Below are 22,495 nucleotides of genomic sequence, written 5' to 3'. Positions count from 1 at the left end.
TCTTCCTCGATTGTCCTGTCCGCTTAGAAGTTCACGCCGAAGCTGAGGGCGACGAAGTCGCGGTCGCTGACGGTGCTGTATTTGCCACCGAAAAAGTCGGTGTAGGACAGGCTGGCGGTGTAAGTGTTCTGGTACTCGGCATCCAGACCGAGACTGATGGCCTTGCGGCCTTCCTCGAAGTTGGCGCCCGGGCCCGGAGAGTAGCCCTTCACATCATGCGACCAAGCGATGCTCGGCTTGAGGTTCACGCCGGCGAAGGCATCGTTGTAGTCCCAAATGGCACGGGCGCGATAGCCCCAGGAGTCAGTGGTGGTAAAGCCTTCGTCTTCGCAGTATTTGCTGACATTTTCGGCGGTTGCACTACCAAGGGTACCTGCGTTCAAAGCTTGGCAAGACGCCACACCACCGATGGTGCCCGGGAGAGGGCCAGGGCCGAACACCGGGTCACGGCCATAACGGACCTTGCTGCTGCTTTCTAGCCCACCCACATGGGTCCAACCGATTTCACCCACCAGAGTCAGACGGCTAGCCCCCATGACTTGATCGATGAAGTGAGTGAAGGTCGTTTGCAACTGGGTAATCTCTTTACGGCGATAACCATGCTGATCCTGACCGGCTAGGCCTTCGAGAAGGGAAGCGTTGTCATAGGGACGAGCGAAGCCGAACAGAGTGATGGGGTCCAAGCCGGAATAAAGGATATCGGTAGTATTCAACTGTACCGGTGCATTCGGCCGATAGCTGATCTCACCGCTCCACGCAGTACCTGTCGGCAACGTAGTGGAGAAACTCAAGCCATAGAGGCGGATATCTTCCGGATACTCAACGAAATAGCTGGAGTTGCCCGCTGTGGCCGCAGCAGCCAGTCGAGCGGCAGTAGAGGCTCCGAGAATAGGCGCCACGGCAGTTGCGATAGAGTTGATTGCATTAACCGCATCAACCGACGCCCCCGATCCACTGAAGATCGGCAGGCGGCTGTGGTAGTTCATGAAATAAGCGCCGAACTCGGTGTCCAGTTGCTCCGCGAAGTAACGGAAGGCGACACCGAATTGGCCATCATCCCGTGCATCGCGGTCCGGACCACGTTTTACTACAAGCCCCTCCCCCCACGGAGACTCGGTAACCCCAAAACCAGCCGGGCCTAAAACGCTGTTGATCAAGGCGATGGACGACGGGTCGTTAGTCAACACAGCCAAGTTCATGTCACATCCATCAGCGATGACATCAGGCTGAGAGAAGAACGTACCGCAGTTGTCCACGACGGTCTGGTCCCACTCAAGTTGGTAGAAGGCCTCAACCGATAGATTGTCGGTCAGGCTCTGGGACACATAGAACATATTGACCGGGATCAGGCCTTCCTTGACCTCGGCCCCCGGGCGGCGGAATGCGGAAACATCGACCGGGTTGATGGAGTTGATGCCGCCCTGAATGAACGTGCTTTCCCCCCAGCTCACAACCTGCTTGCCCAGACGTACCGAGCCCGGCATGTCGGCAATGGCATAGTTGTGGTAGACGAACGCATCGAGCAATTGCGCACCAGATGACTTGGCACCTTCCTTACGGTTGCTGTCGTCGATGTCCTTGAACAGACGGCTCTCGTCCTTCAGTTCGAAGTCATACCAGTATTTGCCGCGAACGAATACGCCGGTATCGCCGTACTTCAGCTCGAGGTCGTGGATGCCTTTGAAAATTTTCGAGAAGGTTTCGCCCTTTTTGAAATTCAGGTGGGAATCATCTGAAGTCTGGGACAACCCATCGCCGCCATTATTGCTGCCGATCAGATCCGGATCGCCGTTGCGTAACGCCCAACTGGCCCCAACCGACAACGACGAATCGAACTGCCCTTCGATTTCCCCGATGTTGAAGGTCACGCCGAATGCCGGAGCGGCGAGGGTAGATGCGAGGCTGACGGCCAGCGGCAGTCTTGCCAGGCGCCAGAGCGGTTTTGTTGTTGTCATCGACGCTACTCCATGTGTTTTTTGTTATGGATGGTGCGGACTATAGCCAGGGGGTGGTGCCGCTTGATCCCTCGAAAGTGTGATTTACGGCACCCAGGCACTCTGGCTCGCAGGTTTTCAGTGGATTAGTCCGATCCGTGAAGAGCCAGTGATGGCCCGGAGGCAGCAATAAGCAAGCCAACGCTTGTTTGACTGATTAGTCACTCCCCCGGACCACGTTTCATCGCTGTTACAGCGTAGACAGGAATGGGCTGCCTGCCTCCTGCCACTGGGCTATATCCACGCGAATGCGTTTCTTGTCGAGCTTGCCGACACTGGTCTTGGGAATTTCGGTAACAACCGCGATCTGGGTGGGAATGGCCCACTTGTTGATGTGACCTTGCTCGACGAAAGGCTTGAGATGTTCCTTCAGGCCCTTGGCATCCAGCGCCTGCCCTTCGCGGACGACCAGCAGGGCGAACGGCCGCTCGCCCCACTGCGGGTCGGGCACGCCGACCACCGCGACCTCGCGCACCGCCGGGTGGCGGCTGATGAGGTCTTCCAGTTCCAGCGAGGAGATCCACTCGCCGCCGGTCTTGATCACATCCTTGATGCGGTCGCGGATTTCGACGAAGCCCATGCTGTCCAGCGTGGCCACATCACCGGTGTGAAGCCAGCCGTGCTCCCATAGTTCCTCGCTCTTCTGCGGTTCGCGGAAGTAGCCCTGGGTCAGCCAGGGGGCGCGCAACACCAGCTCGCCTTGGGACTCGCCGTCAGCCGGCAGGAAGCGCCCTTCACTGTCCATGATCGCCGCCTCGACCAGCGGTACCGGCACGCCAGCCTTGATCCGGTAGCTGGTGCGCTCGTTCTCGCTGCCGGCGCGCAGTTGTTCGTTGAGGTAGGCACACGAGATCAGCGGGCAGGTTTCCGACATGCCATACGCCGCGGTGAGCTGAATGCCCTTGGCCTGTGCCGCCTCGTAGAGCGCGCGGTTCAGCGCGCTGCCGCCGATGATCATTTTCAAGCCGCCGAAGTCGTGGCCCTGGGCGTTGGGTGCGTTCATTAGCATTTGCAGAATGGTCGGAACGCAGTGAGAGAAGGTCACCTTCTCTTCCTGGATCAGACGGCAGAGCATGTCCGGCTCGTAGCGGCCGGGATAGACCTGCTTCACGCCGAGCATGGTGGCCACGTAGGGCACGCCCCAGGCATGCACGTGGAACATCGGGGTGATCGGCATGTAGACGTCGTCGGTGCCCATCAGGCGGATGCTGTCCAGGGCGCCGATGGTGCTGGCCATGGCCAGGGTGTGCAGGACCAGTTGCCGATGGGTGAAGTACACGCCCTTCGGGTTGCCGGTGGTGCCGGTGGTGTAGAAGGTAGTGGCCACCGAGTTCTCGTCGAACTCGGCGAAGTCGTAGCGCGGGCTGGCGGCGGCCAACAGGGTCTCGTACTCGCCCGCCAGGTGGGGAAGGTCGGCGGTCTTGGCGTCGCCGTCGGTCAGCAGCAGGGTCTTTTCCACCGTGGTCAATTGGCCGGCGATCGCGTTGTAGAGCGGCACGAATTCGCTATTGACCAGCACCATCCGGTCTTCCGCGTGGTTCATGGTGTAGAGGATCTGGTCCGGCGAGAGGCGAATATTGATGGTGTGCAGCACCGCACCAATCATCGGGATGGCGAACATGCATTCGAGGTAGCGGTGGCTGTCCCAGTCCATCACCGCCACGGTGTCGCCGGCCTTCACGCCGGCCTCGCTGAGCACGTTTGCCAGCCGTGCGACGCGCTCGTTGAAGGTGGCGTAGCTGTAGCGCAGTTTGTCGCGATAGACGATTTCCCGGGTTTTCTCGTAGCGGCTGCCGGAGAGCAGCAGGCTCTTGATCAACAGCGGGTACTGGTAGGCGTTGTCTGCTGGCGGAATGACACGAGTCTGCAACATGGGAGGCACCTGCACGCATGCTTGTAGTTTTTCGACAGGCCTGCACTCTAGGCCCCCTCACCCGCGTGGAAATCAGCCCAAAGAATGATTTGGGTCGTGACTCTTTTTGCATTTCCGGTCACAGGATAGAATCGAGACCATCGGCCGGTTCCGGCCATCATCACCAGAGGAAATTTCGATGTCAGAAATCGTCATCGTTAGCGGTGCGCGTACGCCCATGGGCGGTTTCCAGGGCAGCCTGTCCGCCGTTTCCGCCGTGGACCTGGGCGCCACCGCCATTCGCGAGGCCGTGGCCCGTGCCGGCATCCAGCAGGGCGACGTGCAGGAAGTGATCATGGGCTGCGTGCTGCCCGCCGGCCTCAAGCAGGGCCCGGCCCGCCAGGCCGCGCTGAACGCCGGTCTGCCCGCCGCCACGGGCTGCACCACCATCAACAAGCTGTGCGGCTCCGGTATGAAGGCCGTGATGCTGGCCCATGACCTGCTCAAGGCCGGGACCAACAGCGTGATGATCGCCGGCGGCATGGAGAGCATGTCCAACGCGCCCTACGTGCTGGAGAAGGCCCGCAGCGGCCTGCGCATGGGGCATGGCGAGATCAAGGACCATATGTTCCTCGACGGCCTGGAAGACGCCCGCACCGGCCGCCTGATGGGCTCGTTCGCCCAGGAGACCGCCGACCGCTACGGCCTCACCCGCGAAGACATGGACGCCTATGCCATCGAGTCGCTGAAGCGCGCCCAAGCGGCCATCGCCGACGGCTCCCTGGCAACCGAGATCGTGCCGGTCACGGTGGTCACCCGGAAGGGTGAGGTCACGGTGAAGGACGACGAGCAGCCGCTGACCGCCAACCCGGAGAAAATCCCCGGGCTGAAGCCCGCGTTCCGCAAGGACGGCACCATCACCGCCGCCAACGCCAGCTCGATTTCCGATGGCGCTTCGGCCCTGGTCCTGATGACCGCCGAGGAAGCCGCCCGCCGCGGCCTGAAGCCGCTGGCGCGGATCGTCGGCCATGCCACCCAGAGCCAGGACCCGAGCGAATTCACCCTGGCCCCGATCGGCGCCATGAGCAGCCTGTTCAAGAAGACCGGCTGGTCCAAGGATGAGGTAGACCTGTTCGAGATCAACGAAGCCTTCGCCATGGTCACCATGTTGGCGATGCGCGAACACGGCCTCGACCACGCCAAGGTCAACGTCTTCGGCGGTGCCTGCGCCCAGGGGCACCCGGTCGGCTCCACCGGCTCGCGGATCATCCTCACCCTGATCAACGCCCTGCAGAAAAAAGGCGGCAAGCGCGGCGTGGCCTCGCTGTGCATCGGCGGCGGGGAAGCCACCGCCGTGGCGATCGAACTGCTGTAAGCCCTGGCCGTGCTCCCCGGTTAGGGGAGCACGGCTCGCCTCCGCGCTCCCTGCCTCTCGCACGTCGACAAGCGCAACGCCAGCAGCCACTCGTCCGGCCACTCCCCGGCCTGCCGAACCCGACCGCGACTGGGCGGCGGTCTCTATAACACGGGATACGCCGACATCGCGCGCAGCAGCTTCATCCGCAACAGCGCCACCGGCAGCGGCGGCGCCATCACCGACACTCATATCATTACCCTGAGCAACAGCACCCTGAGCGGCAATGTCAGCCTCGGTAAATATGCCGTGCTGAGCAATGGCGCGATCGCCGAAAGCAACGGCCCGTGGCCGGAAGCCACGCTGGTGTCACCCTCGCCGACAACACGGGCGACGGCCTGTTCAACCGGGGCCGAATACTGCTGCGTAACAGCCTGATCGCTGGCAACCGGAACGCGGAGGGACGGATGAACAATTGCCAGGCCGAAATCACCGGCTATCCCCTGTACCGCTACCGAGGCCTGATGGTAGGTATCGACGAAGGCAACGATAAAGGTACCTGCCCTTTCGATCTGTTCTTCGAGGACGTACTGACCTTCACCCGCCTGATCCATCCTTTGGCCGACAACAACGGCATCACCCAGACCCACGGCCTGCGCCAGGGCAGCCCGGCACTGGATGCCGCCATCGGTTCCCGCAGCAGCCATGACCAACGCGGCGTGACCCGCCCGCGCGATGGCGATGGCGATGGCGATGGCGACGGAGAGGCGGTCTGCGACCTCGGTGCCTTCGAGCGCGCGCGCCCTTGACGGGCGCCGGACGAAGCGACGAACGGCTGCATAACCGCACCGGGCGCCGGAACCTCAGTGCTGAAAGCCGGTCAATGCAGCGTGAACCGAGCGGCGTCGCTAATAGCAAAACGCCGCTCGCTTTCGTTGCGGAAGCAGCGCCGTGTCCGCTCAGTCCTACGTGTCACAAGGAGCCGACATGCGCACTTCCCGCCTCCCCATGGCCAGCTTTCTGCTCGGCCTCGCTTGTGTTGTTCCCGTTGCCGAAGCCCGCGACCTGAAGGTCACCACCACCGCCGACGAGTACGACGGCCTGTGCAACACCCATTGCTCGCTGCGTGACGCGGTCCAGGCGGCTGCCACCACGGACCAGCCTCGCATCATCCTCGGCGCGGGGACCTACACCCTCAGCCTGCCGCCGGAGCACGACGAGGAAGGCGCCATCCTCGACGAAGACGAAAACCTTAACGGCGACCTCGACATCAAGGGATACGTCCGGGTGACCGGCGCCGGCATGGACCAGACAACCATCGACGGCGGCGGTATCGACCGGATCTTCGAAGTGCTCGCCGGCAGCACGTTGGCGCTGGAGCGCCTGCGCCTGACCAACGGTCGCACCAGTTTCTACGGCGGTGCCTTGGAGAACCACGGCGCGACCTCGCTGAACCAGGTGGCGGTCAATCGCAACACGGCGGCGTCCGGTTTCGAGATCGGCCACGGCGGCGGCCTGGCCAACTTCGGCGACATGACCATTGTCCGCTCGCGCATCGAAGACAACTACGCCGGCGGCAGCGAATCCTCCCTGGGCGAAGGCGGTGGCCTGTACAACGAAAGCAACCTGCTGATCCGCGACAGCCTGTTCCTGCGCAACCGGGGCAGCGACGACAACGACGTCGGCCTCGGCGGCGGCCTGCTTAACAAGGGAACGGCAGACATCGCCCGTACCGCATTCGTCAACAACGGCGTGCAAACACACGGCAGCGGCTCGGCCATCGCCAACACCGATGGCGGCTACCTGAAGCTGAGCAACAGCACCCTGAGCGGAAATTCCTCCGGCGAATACGGCGGCGCCACGCTGAACAACGGCCAGCGCTATCCGGCTACCGGCGCCAAGCCAGTGGCGCACCTCGTCCATGTCACCATCGCCGGCAACCAAGGCTACGGCCTGGCCAACCATGGCGACGTCCTCATCCGTAACAGTGTCATCTCCGGCAACATCGGCTTCTTCGAGGATGCGGAGCCGATGAATTGCTACAACGAAGGCACTTACACCTATCGAGCGACAGGTCTGCTGTTGGGTACCGGGCCGGGCAACTGCACCGGCAGCCAGACCATCGCCAACGAAGCGACGTTCACTACGCACCTGTTCCCGCTGGAAGAAAACAACGGCACCCTGGTCCACCCGCTGCGCCGGCAAAGCCTGGCCATCGACCGTGCCATCGGTTCCTGCAGCAGCCATGACCAGCGCCGCCTGACCCGCCCGCGCGACGGCGATGGCGACGGCCAGGCCGTCTGCGACCTCGGTGCTTTCGAGAGAGCGCGGCCATGACACTCCTGCACTCCATCGCCGCGCAAGCCGCCCTCGTCAGCTTCTGCCTCCTCGGCCTGCCACAGGCCGCCGCGGCCTTGGAAACCCTGCGGGTGAGCAAGACCGGCGACAGCCTCGACGGTGCCTGCGACGCCGATTGCTCGCTACGTGAAGCGGTGGTCCTGGCCAACGAACTGCCCGGCCGGCAGCGCATCCTGTTGCCGGCCGGCACCTACACCCTGACCCTGCCCCCCGAGCGGGGCGATCCGGAGCATGACGAAGAGGACGTGCGTCTGGACGAGGATGACAACCTCAATGGCGATCTGGATATCCACGACGCTCTGGACATCGTCGGCACCGGCATCGGCCAGACGGTGATCGACGGCACCCGGAACGACCGGCTGCTGGAAGTCTTCGCCGGCGCCTCGGTACTGATCCGCGGGCTGACACTGCGCAACGGCTACAGCTCCTTCTACGGAGGCGCCCTGGCCAACGAGGGCGACACCACGCTCAGGCATGTCCGCCTGGAGCGCAACGTCTACTACCATCCCTGGGGTGGAGGGCGGAAACAGGGCGGCGCCATCGCCAACTACGGCAGCCTGTCGGTCTACTACGCCACTTTCTTCCAGAACCACGCCAGCGGCGGCGACAGCAATGCCGGTTACGGCGGGGCCATCCACAATTCCGGCGTGCTGCGAGTACGCGACAGCCTGTTCCAAGGCAACAGTGCCCGCAACGACGACGATTCCTCCGGCGACGGCGGGGCCATCGATAATCGCGGCTGGGCCGATGTCGCCCGCAGCACGTTCGTCGGCAACTATGCCGGCTACGGTGGCGCCATCACCAACATGGGCAACGCCAGCCTGAAGCTGAGCAACAGCACGATCACGCAGAACAACAGCGCCTGGGCGTACCGCAATGGCATCGTGCAGAACGGCTCGCCGCTGGGCGGTGCCATGCCGGAGCTGCGGCTGATTCACGTGACCCTGGCCGGCAACCATAACGTCGGCCTGGTCAACCATGGCGAGGTGCTGATCCGCAACAGCGTCATCAGCGGCAACCTGCATACCGACGAAGGCATCCACTACAATTGCTTCAATTTCGGCACCTATCGCGCCCAGGGTCTCCTGCTGGGCACCGGCCCAGGCGGCTGTACCGGTGAGCGCTACGTGGAAAACGCAGCCACCTTCACCCAAGTGCTCCTCCCGCTCGCCGACAATGGCGGCTTCACCTCCACCTTCGCCTTGCGCCCCGGCAGCCCGGCACTGGATGCCGCCTCCGGCTCGTGCAGCGACCACGACCAGCGCTGGGTCCCCCGGCCGCAGGACGGCGATGGCGATGGCGTAGCGATCTGCGACCTGGGCGCCTACGAGGCCGCAGCACCCTGAAAGCTCCCCGAATCGATGGACCTTCACCCGGACGGGCCGGCTATCCCGGCCCCCCTCATGCCAGAAGGAAATGGAGTCGACCATGAAACAGCCCCGCCCCCACCCGCTCCGCCGAATCGCCTTGCCGGCCCTGTTGTGCGCCCCACTAAGTGCCTTCGCCCTGGATATCACCGTGACCAAGACCACCGACAGCTACGACGGCGACTGCAACGCCGACTGCTCGTTGCGCGAAGCGGTGGTGCTGGCCAACGCCACGCCCGGTCCCGACCGCATCCTGCTCGGCGCCGGCACCTATAGCTTCAGCCTGCCGGCGCCACGCGGCGACGATGGCGACATCTATGACGAGGACAACAACGTCAACGGCGATCTCGATGTCAGCGATAGCCTGACTATCTACGGTATTGCCCCCGAACAGACGATCATCGACGCCGGCCGCCTCGACCGTCATTTCGAAGTGCTGGCCGGCACGACGCTGGGCCTCGAACAACTGACCCTGCGCAACGGCCTGCACAGCTATGACGGCGGGTCGATCGTCAACCACGGCAGCGTCACCCTGAAACGCGCACGGCTGGAGCAGAACAGGGCGTTCAACTGGTATTACCAAGGCCGGGGCGGCGGCATCGCCAACTACGGTTCCCTGACGGTGTATTACACGGAATTCGTCGGTAACACCGCCGACTTCGGCGATACCACCAACGCCCTCGGCGGTGCCATTTACAGCGAAGGCAACCTGATCGTGCGCGACAGTGCCTTCCGCAACAACAGGGCCAGTGGCGACGATGTACTCGGTAGCGGCGGTGCGGTGCACAACATCGGCACGGCGGACATCGCCCGGGCCGTGTTCGTCGGCAACTACAGCGACGGCCGTGGCGCCGCCATCACCAATGAGAACAACGGCGTGCTCAAGCTGACCAACGCCACCCTCAGCGGCAATACTGCCAGTTGGTACGGACCCACCGGCATCATCAACAACGGTGCCAGCTACCCGGGTACGCCGGGCATACCCGACCTGACGCTGGTCAACGTCACCATTGCCGAGAACCAGGGTTACGGCCTGGAGAACTTCGGCAAGGTGCTGATCCGCAACAGCCTGATCGTCGACAACCGCGATGAATACGGCGAACTCAGCCTGAACTGCCGCAATGCTGGCGGCACCTACAGCTATCAGGCACGCGGCCTGCTCCTGGGTATCGACGGCAACAACTGCACAGCAGACATCCAGGTGCCGGATGCCGAGGTGCTGACCAAGGTGATCTACCCGCTGGCCGACAACAACTCGACCCTGCAAACCCACGCCCTGCGCCGCGGCAGCCCGGCGGTGGACACCGGCGTCGGCTCCTGCACCAGCCACGACCAACGCGGCTCCCGCCGCCCGCGGGATGGCGACGGCGATGGCGTCGAGGTCTGCGATCTGGGGGCCTACGAGCGGCCGAAGTATTGAGTTCGGCCCGATTGGCAAACGGCTTGTGGGAACGGATGCATCGCGGATGAATTCGCTGCTTCCGGACCTCAGCGTGGGAGCGAATTCATTCGCGATGGACCGATAGAACGAATTCGCGGATGAATCCGCTCCCACAAGGTTCGATGCCACCCGAACCGCTTGTGTAGAGGCACCAGCCTTTCCCTCGTAGGAAGGGTCCTCAGCCCGGCTTTTTCGGCCCCTTGCGTGCGCCCGCTTTGCCGAAGCCGGGCGTCTTGCGTACCGCCTTCACCGCCGGCTTCTCGCTCTCGTCGAACCAGTTGCCGAGATGGATCTTGCCCTTGCCGGTCGCGCCTGCACCGGGCACCGGCTTCTGCTTGGGCTTCTTCGGTTTCTTCAGGACCTGTCCGTCCAGGGTGGTCTGCGGTACCCGGTGGTCGGGGCTGAAGCCCGGTTCTTCACGACGCGGCAGGACTTGTTTGATCAGCGTCTCGATGGCCGCGAGCAGTTGCACTTCGTCGGCACACACCAGGGAAATCGCTTCCCCTGTGGCCCCGGCACGGCCGGTGCGGCCGATGCGGTGCACGTAGTCCTCGGCGACGATCGGCAGGTCGACGTTCACCACCAGAGGCAGATCGTCGATATCCAGGCCACGCGCCGCCACGTCGGTGGCCACCAGCACCTGCACCTCGCCTGCCTTGAATCGCTCCAACGCGCGCAAGCGCGCCGGTTGCGGCTTGTCGCCGTGGATCGCATCGGCCGACACGCCCTGGGCCTGCAATTCGTCCACCAGTTGATCGACACCCTTGCGGGTCTTGGCGAACGCCAGCACCTGCCCCCAGCGCTTGTCCTGCAGCAGGTGCAGAAACAGCTCGGCCTTGCGTTTCTTGTCCACCGGGATCAGCCACTGCTTGACGCTCTTCGCCGCCGCGTTGCGCGGACTGACCTCGATGGACAACGGGTCGCGCAGCAGTTCCTTGGCCATTTGCCGGATCACGTCGGAAAACGTGGCCGAGAACAGCAAGGTCTGGCGCTTCCTCGGCAGCGCACAGAACAGCTCGTCCAACTCGCGGGCGAAGCCGAGGTCGAGCATGCGGTCGGCCTCGTCCAATACCAGCGCCTGCAACTGCTCGAAACGCACAGCGTTCTGCCGGTACAGGTCGAGCAGCCGGCCGGGCGTCGCCACCAGCACGTCGATGCCCTTGCGCAGCTTCATCATTTGCGGGTTGATGCTGACGCCGCCGTACACCGCATAGCTGCGCAGCGGCAGGTTCTGACCGTAGACGCGGAAGCTTTCGTGAACCTGCTCGGCCAGTTCGCGGGTCGGCACCAGCACCAGCGCACGCACCGCATTGCTCGCCACCTGCGGCCCTTCCAGGGTCAGGCGCTGCAACAGCGGCAGGGCGAAACCGGCGGTCTTGCCGGTGCCGGTCTGCGCTGCGGCCATCAGATCGCGGCCCTTGAGCACGGCGGGAATCGCCTCGGTCTGGACCGGGGTCGGCTGGCGGTAGTCGAGGGTTTCCAGGGTCCGCAGCAGCGGGTCGATCAGGCCGAGGGAGGCGAAGGTCATGGCAGGTAACCGGAGGGAGTAAAAACAGGCCGCCAGTTTACCTGCCTATGAGAGTGAAGAGGGATGTGAAGGGACGGTCTCAGGCGCTCGCTTCGGCCTCTTTCACCTGCTTCTGCTGGCGCCACTGCGGTACGCCGATCAGTACCACGGCGCTGACGATCACGGTCATGGCCAGCCACTCCTCCATGCCGATGCGTTCGCCGGCGAAAAGAATACCCAGCACCACCGCCACCACCGGGTTGACGTAGGCATAGCTGGTGGCCGCCGCCGGGCGGACGTTCTTCAGCAGATAAAGGTAGGCACTGAAGGCAATGATCGAGCCGAACACCACCAGGTAGGCCAGGGCGCCCCAGCCGGCGGCGGTCGGCATCTCGGTCATGCGTTCGCCGCTGAGTGCGCTGGCGATCAGCAAGGCCACGCCGCCAGCGAGCATTTCCGCCGCGCTGGCCATGGGGCCGGCGGGCAGCGGCAGGTGTTTGCTCCACATCGAGCCGAAGGCCCAGGCCGCCGCCGCGAACAGGATCAGGCCGGCGCCCAGCGGGCTGCCTTGCAGGTTGGAGCCGAGGTTGAGCAGGCCGATGCCGACCAGCCCGAGCACGATCCCCGCCCACTCCAGGCTGCTGGTGCGCTGGCCCCAGATCAGCCCGAACAGCAGGGCGAACAGCGGCACCGTCGCCACCGCCAGCGCCGCCACCCCGGAGGCCACGCCCAGGTGCTCGGCCACCGTCACTCCACCGTTGCCACAGCTGAGCAGCAGCACGCCGATCACCGCGGCGGCCTTCCATTCGCGCCAGGTCGGCGCCGGCACGCCGCGCCAGCGTAGCCAGGCGAACATCAGCGAGCCGGCGATGACGAAGCGAATCCCGGCCATCAGCATCGGCGGCCAGGACTCCACACCAATGCGGATCACCAGGTAGGTGGAACCCCAGATCAGGTAGAGGGCGAAAAAAGCACCGAGCAGGATCAACGGGAAGCGACGCGCAGGCATGGAAGGACTCGACCGGGCAGGTAATCAAAGGGTTATTCTAGGCAAGGCAATCGCGGGAAAATAAGCACAGAACCCTGCTTAAACAGCGATACAGCTTTGCAAAGCAAGGAAATCACCATCCTTTACCTTGTATTCGAAATCAGCCTTTGCATCGGGGATCGTCATGGACAAATACGACCGCCTGTTACTCGCTGCGCTGCTGGAAAACGGCCGCGCTTCCTACGCCGACCTGGCGCGACGGGTCAATCTGTCGGCCCCGGCGGTGGCGGACCGGGTCGCCAAGCTGGAGGCCAGCGGAGTAATCACCGGCTACCACGCGGCCATCGACATGGCGAAGATCGGCCTACCCATCGAATGCCTGATCGAGCTGCGCATCGCCGACCATGAATCCCGCCGCACCCTCGAAGCCTTGGCGCAGATTCCCCAATTGACCTTCTGCCACCGTATCACCGGCGACGCCTGCGTCATGATGAAGGCGGCGGTCGGCTCCATGCCGGAGCTGCAGGATTTGCTCGACCGGCTCAGCCAGTATGGCGCCAGCAAGACCTCGCTGATCCTCTCCACCCCCTTCCAGCGCCGCCTGCCGGCGACCTTGCAGAACGGCAACGGGCAGGAGAAGCGGGGTCAGGCGTGAGGCCGCGCCGCGATGGGCGAATGAATTCGCTCCTACAGGAAGGCGGCTCATAAAGAGTGACTTGCAGGGGCAAACTCATTCGTCCAACTGCTGCAAGCGCCGTTCGAGAAACCGTCGCTCCGGCTCCTGGCGGGCCAGCGCCAGCGCACGGCGGTAGGACTCGCGGGCCTCGGCGTTGCGCGCCAGACGCCGACAGAAGTCCGCACGGGCGGCATGGGCGAGGTGGTAGTCGAGCAGCTCGCCCCGGGCGAACAGGCGTTCGACCAGCGCCAGCCCCGCTTCCGGCCCGTCGCGCATGGCCACGGCTACGGCACGGTTCAGCTCCACCACCGGCGACGGCGTGACGCGCGCCAGCACATCGTAGAGCCCGACGATCTGCTCCCAATCGGTGGCCGCGGCATCCTCCGCCTCGGCATGCACGGCGACGATGGCCGCCTGCAAGGTATACGGCCCGAAGCGACGCGACGTCAGAGCGCGCTCCACCAGCGCCGAACCTTCGGCGATCAGCGCACGGTCCCAGCGCGAGCGATCCTGGTCCTCCAGCAGCACCAGTTCGCCGTCGGCAGAGGCACGCGCAGCGCGGCGCGACTCGTGCAGCAACATCAACGCCAGCAACCCCATCACTTCCGGCTCGGGCAGGAGTTCGAGCAGCAACCGGCCGAGCCGGATGGCTTCGCGGGAAAGATCGGTGCGTGTCAGCGTCTCGCCGGATGAGGCCGAGTAGCCTTCGTTGAATACCAGGTAGATGACCCGCAGCACACTGTCGAGCCGCTCGGGCAGTTCGTTCAGCGCCGGCACCTGATAGGGAATCCGCGCATCGCGGATCTTCGTTTTGGCGCGCACGATGCGCTGGGCGATGGTGGACGGCGTGGCGAGGAAGGCGCGGGCGATTTCCTCGGTCTTGAGATCGCATACCTCGCGCAGGGTCAGCGGCACCTGGGCATCCGCCGGCAAGGCCGGGTGGCAGCAGGTGAAGATCAGGCGCAGGCGGTCATCTTCCACCGCCTCGCCGTCCCACACCTCTGCCTCGTCGCCCGCGTCGAGCTGATCGGCCAGCAACGCCAGCGAGGCATCGAAGCGGGCGCGGCGGCGCAAATTGTCGATGGCCTTGAAGCGCCCGGCCGAGACCAGCCAGGCTCGCGGATTGGCCGGCACGCCGTCGCGCGGCCACTGCTCGACGGCCGCGGCGAAGGCATCGTGCAGCGCCTCCTCGGCCCGGTCGAAATCGCCCAGCAGCCGGATCAGGGTCGCCAGCACGCGCCGCGATTCGGCACGGTAGACGGCGTCAATGCTTACGCTCATGAAGTCCTCGTTGCGCCCGGTTCAGTGCTGCGGCAGGTCGCGTACCGGACGGACCTCGACGCTACCCAGGCTGGCCGGCGGAATCTTCGCCGCCACCTGGATCGCCTCGTTCAGGTCGCGCGCGTCGATCAGATAGAAGCCTGCCAGTTGTTCCTTGGTTTCGGCGAACGGGCCGTCGGTGATGTTCAGCGAGCCATCCTGCCGGATGCGCAGTGTCCTGGCCATCTGTACCGGCTGCAAACGCTCGCCGCCGAGGTAGCGGCCGCTGGCGCCGAGCTCGTCGCTGTAGGCCATGCAGCGCTCGGTCAGCGCTTCCCGCTCGCGGGCGGGCATGGCATCCAGCGCGTCCTCGTCGCAGTAGATCAGGCAAAGGTATTTCATGGGCGTCTCCTGGGAATCTCCGTTTTCCTGTCGCGGATGAATCCGCCCCTACAGAACCTCGGTAGGGGCGAGTTCATTCGCCCAATACACGTCGAGCATCTCAGGGCTGCAGCTTGAACAGGGTTTCCCCGGTCTTCATGTCGAACGGTGCCGAGAAGTGATCATGGGTCACTTTCCATTCATCGCCGATCCGTCGCCAACCCACGGTCACGCGCATCCAGCCGCCCTGCTCCTCGCCCTTCTCGTCCGTCCCGCCGCAATAGCAGAGGTAATGGGCGAGGCCGAGATCGCCACCGGTCTCCACCTGTAGCTGATCGATCTTGAACTGCATCGATCCCTGGGCCGGGCACTGCTCCATGCATGCCTGCCAGTGCGCCTTGTAGGCCGCCTTGCCCTTGAACTGCAACTGGGCGACGGCATCGAAGGCGCGGACATCGTCCGCATAGATCTGCATGATGCGCTCTACGTCCCGGCTGCGCACGGTTTCCGCCCACTGCTCGGTCAGTTGCCGGATGCGGGCCTGGTCGTCCAGGGTACGGTCTGCTGCGGTCATGGTCGTTTCCTCCTGCATTGTTGGTTCATTGCACGATGACGTTGCGTTTCGCCGCGGCGCTCTTGCCGCCGGCCTGTCCCGGTTGTGCGGCGCCAGCGCAGCAGCTTTCGGTCGCCGCGGCGCCTTCGTAGCGGTCGTGCAGACGTACCCAGTCCATGGTCGATCGTTCGTTGCGCCCCTTCGGCGTGAAGTCGAGGTAGTTGTGCGCGCCGAGCAGCAGGTCGAGGCCACGGGCGTAGGTGGAGTACGTATGGAAAATCTCGCCCTCGGGATTACGGTAGAACACGCTGAGGCCGGGCATGTCCTCGCCGATGTCGTTGCGTGCCTCGCCGTTGTAGAACGCCCGGCCCGAGGCGATTTCCTCGGCGCTGAACTGCACGCCGAAGTCCCGGTTGAAGTCGCTGCCGGCCGAGGACAGCCAGTCGAAGCGCCAGCCCATACGCTTCTTGAACGGGGCTATCTGTGCCCAGGGCGCCCGCGAGACGGCCAGCAGGGTAACGTCATGGTGGGCCAGGTGCTGGTTGGCGCCGTCGATGTGGTCGGCGACGAAGGAGCAGCCGTGGCAGCCCTCCTCCCAACCGGGAGCGAACATGAAATGGTAGACGATCAACTGGCTGCGCTCGCCGAACAGGTCGGCCAGGCTTTTCACCCCGTCCGGCCCCTCGAAGCGGTAGGGCTTGTCGATTTTCACCCAGGGCAGCCGGCGCCGTTCGGCGGCGACCTCGTCCAACTGGTGGGTGAGCGCTTTCTCCCGCTGCAGGAGCTGGCGACGGGCGGCCTGCCATTCCTCCCGCGATACGACGCGCGGCTGTTCAAGCGTGTTTGCGTTCATGCGGAGTACTCCTCGGTTGTGGCGGGCGGTGATCGGCACGGTTACGCCGCGCAATCAACGCAGCAGCTCCACCCGCGGTGGTGAGCCCGGCACTGGCCAGGGCAATGGAAGCGAGGCAGACGGGGCACATCAGGCCAGCCCCAGCGGCCGGACCGGCCGTACTTCGATGCTGCCGAGACGCCCCTGGGGAATGCGTGCCGCCAGGCGGATCGCATCGTCGAGGTCGCCGGCGTCGATCAGGTAGAAACCGGCGAGCTGCTCGCGGGTGTCCACCGACGGCCCGTCGGCCAGGGACAGCTTGCCGTTGCGCAGGCGCAAGGTGGTGGCGCTCTCGGCCGGCTGCAGCGCCTCGCCGGCGAGCATCCGGCCGCTCTGCCGCAGGCTCGCGTGGTAATCCAGCCAGACGCCCTCGATGGCCGTCAGCTCGGCGGCCGGCACGGTGTCGAGGAGCCTTTCCTCGACATAGATGAGGCAGAGGTATTTCATCGTCGTCTCCTGAACGAGGGCTCGATACCTCTTAATCGTTCGGGAGACATGCGGATCGACAGGAGCAGCGAAAATTTCTTCGCCGACAGACGGACGGTCTACAGCAGCAGGTTGGCCTCGATCGGCTGGTAACGGTCGGCGGCCCGCACCAGCGACTGCGCGGTGAGCCCCGGCACGCCGTAGACGCGGGTGCGCACCCCGTGCCGACGACGGACCTGCTCGAGCAGCAGGTCGAAATCGCCATCGCCGGACGCCAGGACGATCTCGTCGACCCGTGGCGCGGCGTCGAGGACGTCGATGGTGATGCCGACGTCCCAGTCGCCCTTGGCGGAGCCGTCGCTGCGCTGGATGAACGGCTTGAGCTTCACCTCGAAACCGAGGTTGCGCAGGATCTGCTGGAACTGCCGCTGCTTGGCGTCGCCGCGGTCGATGGCATAGGCGTAGGCTTCGACGATCTGCCCGTGGCTGCTCACCTCGTTCCAGAAGGCCGCATAGTGGAAATGCCGGCCGTATACGTGGCGCACGGTGTAGTAGAGATTTTGCACATCGGCGAAGACTGCGATTCGATTCACCGGCGACTCCTGGACGGGGCGAGCAGCGATTATGCGCCCATTCGCCCATGCGTGTTCGGCACTCGTTCCAGCTTTTGTTAGGCTGGCTCTCTTAGAGCCTGTTCAAAGGCTCGCGAGCTAGAGCCATGCAAGGCGAAAACAGGCGAGGATGCGGAGTTTACGAGCTGTAAATGAGCACTCCGAGGTTGTTTTCAACGCAGTAGGGCCGACGCGCAGCAGCCTTTGAACAGGCTCTTATGGAGATATCAATGCACTACCTCATCGCCCTGATCGTCATCGACATGCAGCGCGGCATCCAGCAATTGCCGGAGCGCAGCCGCAACAACCCGCAGGCCGCCGAGCGTATCGCCGTGCTGCTCGCTGCCTGGCGTAGTGCCGGCTGGCCCGTGGTGCACATCCGCCATATTTCCCGCGAGGCCGGGTCGGTGTTCGCGCCGGGCCAGCCCGGCGTGGAGTTTCATCCGCCGCTGGCGCCGCGGCCCCACGAAGCTGTATTCGAGAAAAACACCACCGACGCCTTCCTCCACAGCAGTCTGGAGCGCTGGCTGCGGGTGCGCGGGATCGAATCCGTCGCCCTCGTCGGCGTGGCCAGCGAGAACTCGGTGGAAAACAGCGCCCGGACCGCCGGCAACCTCGGCTTTCGCACGCTGGTGGCGGAGGATGCCTGCTTCACCTACGCCAAGACGGATTTCGCCGGTACGCCACGCCGTGCCGAAGAAGTGCATGCGATGGCCATGGCCAACCTTCACGGCGAATACGCCAAGGTGCTGGACAGCGACACCCTGCTCGGGATGTTGCCGCAATGAGCCTCGCCGCCTTGCACGCACGCAACCTGGCGCTGCTCACGGAGCACCGGGTCCCCTTCCGCGAGGTGGAGCACGAAGCGGTGCTCGACTATCCCACCGCACACGCCGTGCGCCAGCGTTTCGGGCTGCGCGGGGTGGAGAGCAAGAGCCTGTTCCTGCGCCTGAAGAGCGGCGGATACGCGATGCTGGTCACCCTGGAAGAGGCACGCGCCGACTGGCCCCAACTGAAAGCACTGCTCGATGCACGACCTTCGGTTGCCAGCGATGACGAGCTGACGGCACTGACCGGCTGCGTGCCGCAATGTGCCTGCCCGTTCGGCCATGCGGCGGACATCGCGCTGGTGTTCGACCGGGCGATTCTCGATCACGATTACCTGCTTTATTCGCCGGGGCCACCCGAGCGCACCCTGGAGGTGCCCACGGCCGAGCTGTCGCGCCTGCTGCCGAGCCTGCCCAATCGGGTTCTGCACTACCGCTCGTGCGTGCCGACGATTGGAGCCCATGCCGCCATCCGTTAAAGTGGCGCCCTGCTTTTTGCCTGCGATCTGCCGATGAATCCTCTGAACATCCTGCGCGACTCCTGGTTTTTCTTCAGCCGTAACCTGGTCGCCATCGCCTCCTTCTGCCTGCCCCTGATCCTGCTCGAAAGCCTGGCGCAGTTGATGATCGGCGGTACCGGCGAAGAGCGGGCGCGGGTCTACGAAGTGCTCGCCAGCCTGCTCTTCTATCCGCTCTACACGGGTGCGCTGATTCTCTTCCTCGATGCCCGCAGCCAGGGCCACAGGCCGCACAGCGCCAACCTCCTGGCGATGAGCCTGCGCCTGTGGCCGACGCTTGCGGTACTGGTCGGGCTGAGTACGCTGCTGATCATGCTCGGCGCCTCGCTGTTCCTGCTGCCGGGCCTGTGGTTGATGATCCGCCTGGCGTTCGGCGAGATTCTCGTGGTGCTGCGCGGGATGACGCCGCTGGCGGCCATCCGGGAAAGCTTCCGTCTGACTGCCGGGCGCCGCTTCTGGCTGGTGCTCGGTTGCGTGATGGCGGTGATGCTGCCGCTCTGGCTGTTCGACTGGTGGAGCTACCGCCAGCTCGGCGAGGAGCCGGAAACCCTCGCCGCCGTTCTGCTGGACAGCTTCAATGGCTTCCTACAGTTGTTCGCCAACGTGGTCCTGTTTCGCCTGTACATGCTGATGGAAAGCCGGCCGGCCGAGGCCTGACGTCACTCGATCAGCGTACAGGCCATGACCAGGGCATCTTCCCGCCCACCGACCGCCGGGTAGTAATCGCGGCGGCGGCCGATTTCGTTGAACCCGTAGCGTTCGTAGAGGCGGTAGGCCGGCTGGTTGCTGGCACGCACTTCGAGGAAGCACTCTCCTGCCTGGAGTTCGCGGGCGCGGCGCATCAGGTGCTCCAGCAGGCGCAGGCCGAGTCCGCGTCCCTGGCTCTCCGGCTTGACCGTGATGTTGAGCAGATGGGCTTCGCCGGCCACCACCTGGATCACCCCGTGGCCGACCTGTTGGCTGCCTTCGAACATCAGCCAGCAGTCGTAGCTTTTCAGGCTGTCGAGGAAGATGCCCCGGGTCCAGGGATGACTGAAGGCGGCATATTCGATTTTCAACACAGCTTCGAGATCCGCCTCGCTCATTGGGCGGAACGACAACGCATCACTCATTCGCTACGACTCATCCAACGTTGACGCACCCGACGCATGGCCTGCCAGAGTTCGGCCTTGCGGGCCGGTTCTTCCATCAGCGTTTCCAGGCCCGGCAAGGCCCAGGCGGCGCCGAGCCCTTCGATCCGCAGTTCCCGATTGAACGCCTCGCTGTCCGCCTCGCCGGCGAAGCGCACAGCCGGCAGGCCGACCAACCATAGGCAGGCGCACGGTTCGCCTTCGTCCATCCGCGCAGCGACGAAACCCTGGAGAAAGTCGCGCGCGGCATCCGGGCCCTGGTCAAGGTTGCCGCGCACCAGCAGCGGCCAGCGCACCGGCTCGCCGATCAGGCGCGGACTGTCCGGCAGGCCAGCGGCACGCAGCAGGTCCTTGAGCAGCAGGTAGGCCGGATCGCGGCTCTGGAAGCTCTCGCCGTTCGGCAGTTCCACCAGCAGCAGGCAATCGCCGGCACGCAGCAATTGCAGCGCGAAACGCGGGGGCGGCGCGGCCGCGGGCCGGATATCCTCTGCCGGGACGGGCTCGTCGGTCGCCACCGGTTTCGCTTCGCCACGCGGCTGGACGGCGGGCCGGGGAACCTCGATCTTCGGCCGCTCGGCCGGAGTTGACGCAACTGGCGCACTGGTCGGTATCTCCACGACCGGGGCGGCAGCGATCTCCGGCTCGGGCGCCGGCGGCTCGAACAGCTCGGGGCGCGACGGCGCGGCGAACGGCAGCTCGCTGCGCGGCAGCCAACTGACCACCTGCATGGCGCCCAGATAGGCGCGACGGCGAAGCTCGGTAATCAAACGTCAGCCACCTGCGGGTGCGCCTTCTGACCGGCCTGCATCAGGTTCAGCGCGTTGATGTAGGCCTTGGCCGAGGCGACTAGGATGTCGGTGTCGGCACCGTTGCCATTGACGATGCGACCGCCCTTCTCCAGGCGCACCGTGACCTCGCCCTGGGAGTCGGTGCCCTGGGTGATGGCGTTGACCGAGTAGAGCTGCAGGTTGGCGTCGGAATCGGCAATGGACTCGATGGCCTTGAAGGTAGCGTCCACCGGGCCGGACCCCTGGGCGGTGCCCTGCTGTTCGCTGCCGGCGACGCTGACCACGATCTTCGCCTCGGGCACTTCTCCGGTCTTGGAGGCGACCTCCAGGTAGACCAGCTTGAAGTGCTCCGGCGCTTCCTCGGCCAGGGTGTCGGAAACCAGCGCCTGCAGGTCTTCGTCGAAGATTTCGTGCTTCTTGTCGGCCAGTTCCTTGAAGCGGGCGAAGGCGGCGTTCAGCTCGGCCTCGCCGCCGAGGGCGATGCCCAGCTCTTCGAGGCGGGTACGGAAGGCGTTACGCCCGGAGTGCTTGCCCAGCACCATCTTGTTGGTATGCCAACCGACCGACTGGGCGGACATGATCTCGTAGGTCTCGCGGTGCTTGAGCACGCCGTCCTGGTGGATGCCCGACTCGTGGGCGAAAGCGTTGGCGCCGACGATGGCCTTGTTCGGCTGCACCGGGAAACCGGTGATGCCGGAGACCATCCGCGAGGTGCTGAGAATGTGCGGGGTGTCGATGTTGGTGTAGACGCCGAGCAGGTCCTGGCGGGTCTTGATGGCCATGACGATCTCTTCCAGCGCGGCGTTGCCGGCGCGCTCGCCGAGCCCGTTGATCGTGCACTCCACCTGTCGCGCCCCGGCCACCACCGCCGCCAGGGAGTTGGCTACGGCCAGGCCGAGGTCGTTGTGGCAGTGCACCGAGAACACCGCCTTGTCGGCGTTGGGGATACGGTGCATCAGTTGGCGGATGGTCTCGGCGTACTGGTGCGGAATGGCGTAGCCGACGGTATCCGGGATGTTGATGGTGCTCGCCCCGGCGTCGATGGCCGCCTCGATGATGCGGCAGAGGAAATCCAGGTCGGAACGGCCGGCGTCTTCGCAGGAGAACTCGACGTCGGCACACAGGTTGCGCGCCCGCTTGACCGCATGGACGGCCTGGGCCACCACCTGTTCCGGCTGCATGCGCAGCTTGTACTGCATGTGGATCGGGCTGGTGGCGATGAAGGTATGGATGCGCCCGGAATTGGCCCCGGCCAGCGCCTCGGCGGCGCGGTCGATGTCGGCGTCCACCGCACGCGACAGGCTGCAAACGGTGCTGTCCTTGATGGTGTCGGCAATTGCCTTGACCGCTTCGAAGTCACCGGGGCTGGCGATGGCGAAACCGGCTTCGATCACGTCCACCTGCAGCCGCTCCAGCGCCTTGGCGATGCGCAGCTTTTCTTCCTTGGTCATGGAGGCGCCGGGGCTTTGTTCGCCGTCGCGCAGGGTGGTGTCAAAGATGATGACGCGATCGTTGTTGCTCATGGGTTCTCCTCATGGCCCCGCCTTGCGGGCAGATGGGCTCGGGCTGCCG

At 64.7% G+C, this 22,495-nt stretch carries 22 protein-coding genes; 9 read left to right on the top strand and 13 right to left on the bottom strand.

The window, feature by feature from the left end:
• Positions 1 to 23: 23 nt before the first annotated feature.
• The gene (locus tag BZL41_RS08025; protein WP_095598802.1) at positions 24 to 1,955 is read right to left on the bottom strand and encodes a DUF1302 domain-containing protein; all 1,932 of its coding nucleotides are present in this window, start codon (positions 1,953 to 1,955) and stop codon (positions 24 to 26) included.
• Between the two features lie 229 nt (positions 1,956 to 2,184).
• Positions 2,185 to 3,867 carry a fatty acid--CoA ligase gene (locus tag BZL41_RS08020; RefSeq protein WP_095598801.1) on the bottom strand — a complete coding sequence of 561 codons (1,683 nt, stop codon included), beginning with the start codon at positions 3,865 to 3,867 and terminating at the stop codon, positions 2,185 to 2,187.
• A 178-nt stretch (positions 3,868 to 4,045) separates the two neighbouring features.
• On the opposite strand from BZL41_RS08020, the gene BZL41_RS08015 reads away from it, so the two are divergent.
• The 5 genes from BZL41_RS08015 to BZL41_RS07995 all read left to right on the top strand — a co-directional run bounded on the left by BZL41_RS08015 (position 4,046) and on the right by BZL41_RS07995 (position 10,345).
• Positions 4,046 to 5,221: an acetyl-CoA C-acyltransferase gene (locus BZL41_RS08015; protein ID WP_095598800.1), complete on the top strand. Its 1,176-nt coding sequence runs from the start codon at positions 4,046 to 4,048 to the stop codon at positions 5,219 to 5,221.
• 326 nt (positions 5,222 to 5,547) lie between these two features.
• A complete protein-coding gene (locus tag BZL41_RS08010; protein ID WP_095598799.1) occupies positions 5,548 to 6,009 on the top strand; it encodes a choice-of-anchor Q domain-containing protein in 462 nt (153 codons plus the stop codon).
• A 178-nt stretch (positions 6,010 to 6,187) separates the two neighbouring features.
• On the top strand, positions 6,188 to 7,537 hold the full coding sequence (locus BZL41_RS08005) for a CSLREA domain-containing protein (protein ID WP_095598798.1): 1,350 nt from the start codon (positions 6,188 to 6,190) through the stop codon (positions 7,535 to 7,537).
• Complete coding sequence (locus BZL41_RS08000; protein ID WP_095598797.1) at positions 7,534 to 8,904, top strand: choice-of-anchor Q domain-containing protein; 1,371 nt, start codon at positions 7,534 to 7,536, stop codon at positions 8,902 to 8,904. The genes BZL41_RS08005 and BZL41_RS08000 overlap by 4 nt, the downstream gene beginning before the upstream one ends.
• An 82-nt stretch (positions 8,905 to 8,986) precedes the next feature.
• Positions 8,987 to 10,345 (top strand): choice-of-anchor Q domain-containing protein, encoded by a 1,359-nt coding sequence (locus BZL41_RS07995; RefSeq protein ID WP_168190964.1) that lies wholly within the window; start codon positions 8,987 to 8,989, stop codon positions 10,343 to 10,345.
• A gap of 199 nt (positions 10,346 to 10,544) precedes the next feature.
• Here the strand turns inward: BZL41_RS07995 and BZL41_RS07990 are convergent, their stop codons facing one another.
• Both BZL41_RS07990 and yedA read right to left on the bottom strand, forming a co-directional pair.
• Positions 10,545 to 11,894: a DEAD/DEAH box helicase gene (locus BZL41_RS07990; RefSeq protein ID WP_095598795.1), complete on the bottom strand. Its 1,350-nt coding sequence runs from the start codon at positions 11,892 to 11,894 to the stop codon at positions 10,545 to 10,547.
• A 79-nt stretch (positions 11,895 to 11,973) separates the two neighbouring features.
• Positions 11,974 to 12,882: a drug/metabolite exporter YedA gene (gene yedA, locus BZL41_RS07985; RefSeq protein ID WP_095598794.1), complete on the bottom strand. Its 909-nt coding sequence runs from the start codon at positions 12,880 to 12,882 to the stop codon at positions 11,974 to 11,976.
• A 163-nt stretch (positions 12,883 to 13,045) separates the two neighbouring features.
• Between yedA and BZL41_RS07980 the strand changes: the two genes are divergently transcribed.
• Positions 13,046 to 13,516, top strand: a complete 471-nt coding sequence (locus tag BZL41_RS07980; protein WP_084335585.1) for an Lrp/AsnC family transcriptional regulator — start codon at positions 13,046 to 13,048, stop codon at positions 13,514 to 13,516.
• A gap of 75 nt (positions 13,517 to 13,591) precedes the next feature.
• On the opposite strand, the gene BZL41_RS07975 is transcribed toward BZL41_RS07980, so the two are convergent.
• The 6 genes from BZL41_RS07975 to BZL41_RS07950 all read right to left on the bottom strand — a co-directional run bounded on the left by BZL41_RS07975 (position 13,592) and on the right by BZL41_RS07950 (position 17,642).
• Complete coding sequence (locus tag BZL41_RS07975) at positions 13,592 to 14,818, bottom strand: RNA polymerase sigma factor (RefSeq protein ID WP_095598793.1); 1,227 nt, start codon at positions 14,816 to 14,818, stop codon at positions 13,592 to 13,594.
• Positions 14,819 to 14,839: 21 nt separating this feature from the next.
• The gene (locus tag BZL41_RS07970; RefSeq protein WP_095598792.1) at positions 14,840 to 15,199 is read right to left on the bottom strand and encodes a YciI family protein; all 360 of its coding nucleotides are present in this window, start codon (positions 15,197 to 15,199) and stop codon (positions 14,840 to 14,842) included.
• Positions 15,200 to 15,299: 100 nt separating this feature from the next.
• Positions 15,300 to 15,752 carry an SgcJ/EcaC family oxidoreductase gene (locus BZL41_RS07965; RefSeq protein WP_095598827.1) on the bottom strand — a complete coding sequence of 151 codons (453 nt, stop codon included), beginning with the start codon at positions 15,750 to 15,752 and terminating at the stop codon, positions 15,300 to 15,302.
• Between the two features lie 25 nt (positions 15,753 to 15,777).
• The gene (locus BZL41_RS07960; protein WP_095598791.1) at positions 15,778 to 16,584 is read right to left on the bottom strand and encodes a thioredoxin family protein; all 807 of its coding nucleotides are present in this window, start codon (positions 16,582 to 16,584) and stop codon (positions 15,778 to 15,780) included.
• A 129-nt stretch (positions 16,585 to 16,713) separates the two neighbouring features.
• Complete coding sequence (locus BZL41_RS07955; RefSeq protein WP_095598790.1) at positions 16,714 to 17,070, bottom strand: YciI family protein; 357 nt, start codon at positions 17,068 to 17,070, stop codon at positions 16,714 to 16,716.
• Positions 17,071 to 17,168: 98 nt separating this feature from the next.
• Positions 17,169 to 17,642: an NYN domain-containing protein gene (locus BZL41_RS07950; RefSeq protein ID WP_095598789.1), complete on the bottom strand. Its 474-nt coding sequence runs from the start codon at positions 17,640 to 17,642 to the stop codon at positions 17,169 to 17,171.
• Between the two features lie 248 nt (positions 17,643 to 17,890).
• Between BZL41_RS07950 and BZL41_RS07945 the strand changes: the two genes are divergently transcribed.
• From BZL41_RS07945 to BZL41_RS07935, 3 genes are read left to right on the top strand one after another with little or no spacing between them, the layout of a single operon-like run.
• Positions 17,891 to 18,448 (top strand): cysteine hydrolase family protein, encoded by a 558-nt coding sequence (locus BZL41_RS07945; RefSeq protein ID WP_174706143.1) that lies wholly within the window; start codon positions 17,891 to 17,893, stop codon positions 18,446 to 18,448.
• Positions 18,445 to 18,966 (top strand): YbaK/EbsC family protein, encoded by a 522-nt coding sequence (locus BZL41_RS07940; protein WP_095598787.1) that lies wholly within the window; start codon positions 18,445 to 18,447, stop codon positions 18,964 to 18,966. Before BZL41_RS07945 ends, BZL41_RS07940 begins: the two co-directional genes overlap by 4 nt.
• Positions 18,967 to 18,999: 33 nt before the next feature.
• Entirely contained in the window at positions 19,000 to 19,662 is a 663-nt protein-coding gene (locus tag BZL41_RS07935) for a YciC family protein (RefSeq protein WP_095598786.1), read from the top strand.
• Between the two features lie 2 nt (positions 19,663 to 19,664).
• Here BZL41_RS07935 and rimI read toward each other — a convergent pair whose 3' ends face one another.
• From rimI to BZL41_RS07920, 3 genes are read right to left on the bottom strand one after another with little or no spacing between them, the layout of a single operon-like run.
• Positions 19,665 to 20,117: a ribosomal protein S18-alanine N-acetyltransferase gene (gene rimI / locus BZL41_RS07930; RefSeq protein ID WP_095598785.1), complete on the bottom strand. Its 453-nt coding sequence runs from the start codon at positions 20,115 to 20,117 to the stop codon at positions 19,665 to 19,667.
• The gene (locus BZL41_RS07925; RefSeq protein ID WP_095598784.1) at positions 20,114 to 20,902 is read right to left on the bottom strand and encodes an energy transducer TonB; all 789 of its coding nucleotides are present in this window, start codon (positions 20,900 to 20,902) and stop codon (positions 20,114 to 20,116) included. Before BZL41_RS07925 ends, rimI begins: the two co-directional genes overlap by 4 nt.
• Positions 20,899 to 22,446: a 2-isopropylmalate synthase gene (locus BZL41_RS07920; protein ID WP_095598783.1), complete on the bottom strand. Its 1,548-nt coding sequence runs from the start codon at positions 22,444 to 22,446 to the stop codon at positions 20,899 to 20,901. The genes BZL41_RS07925 and BZL41_RS07920 overlap by 4 nt, the downstream gene beginning before the upstream one ends.
• Positions 22,447 to 22,495: the final 49 nt, after the last annotated feature.

The sequence above is a fragment of the Pseudomonas sp. PIC25 genome (assembly GCF_002286785.1).
Taxonomy (GTDB): Bacteria; Pseudomonadota; Gammaproteobacteria; order Pseudomonadales; family Pseudomonadaceae; genus Pseudomonas_M.
Note: the sequence above shows the minus strand (reverse complement) of the source record. Positions and strands in the feature narration are given on the sequence as shown.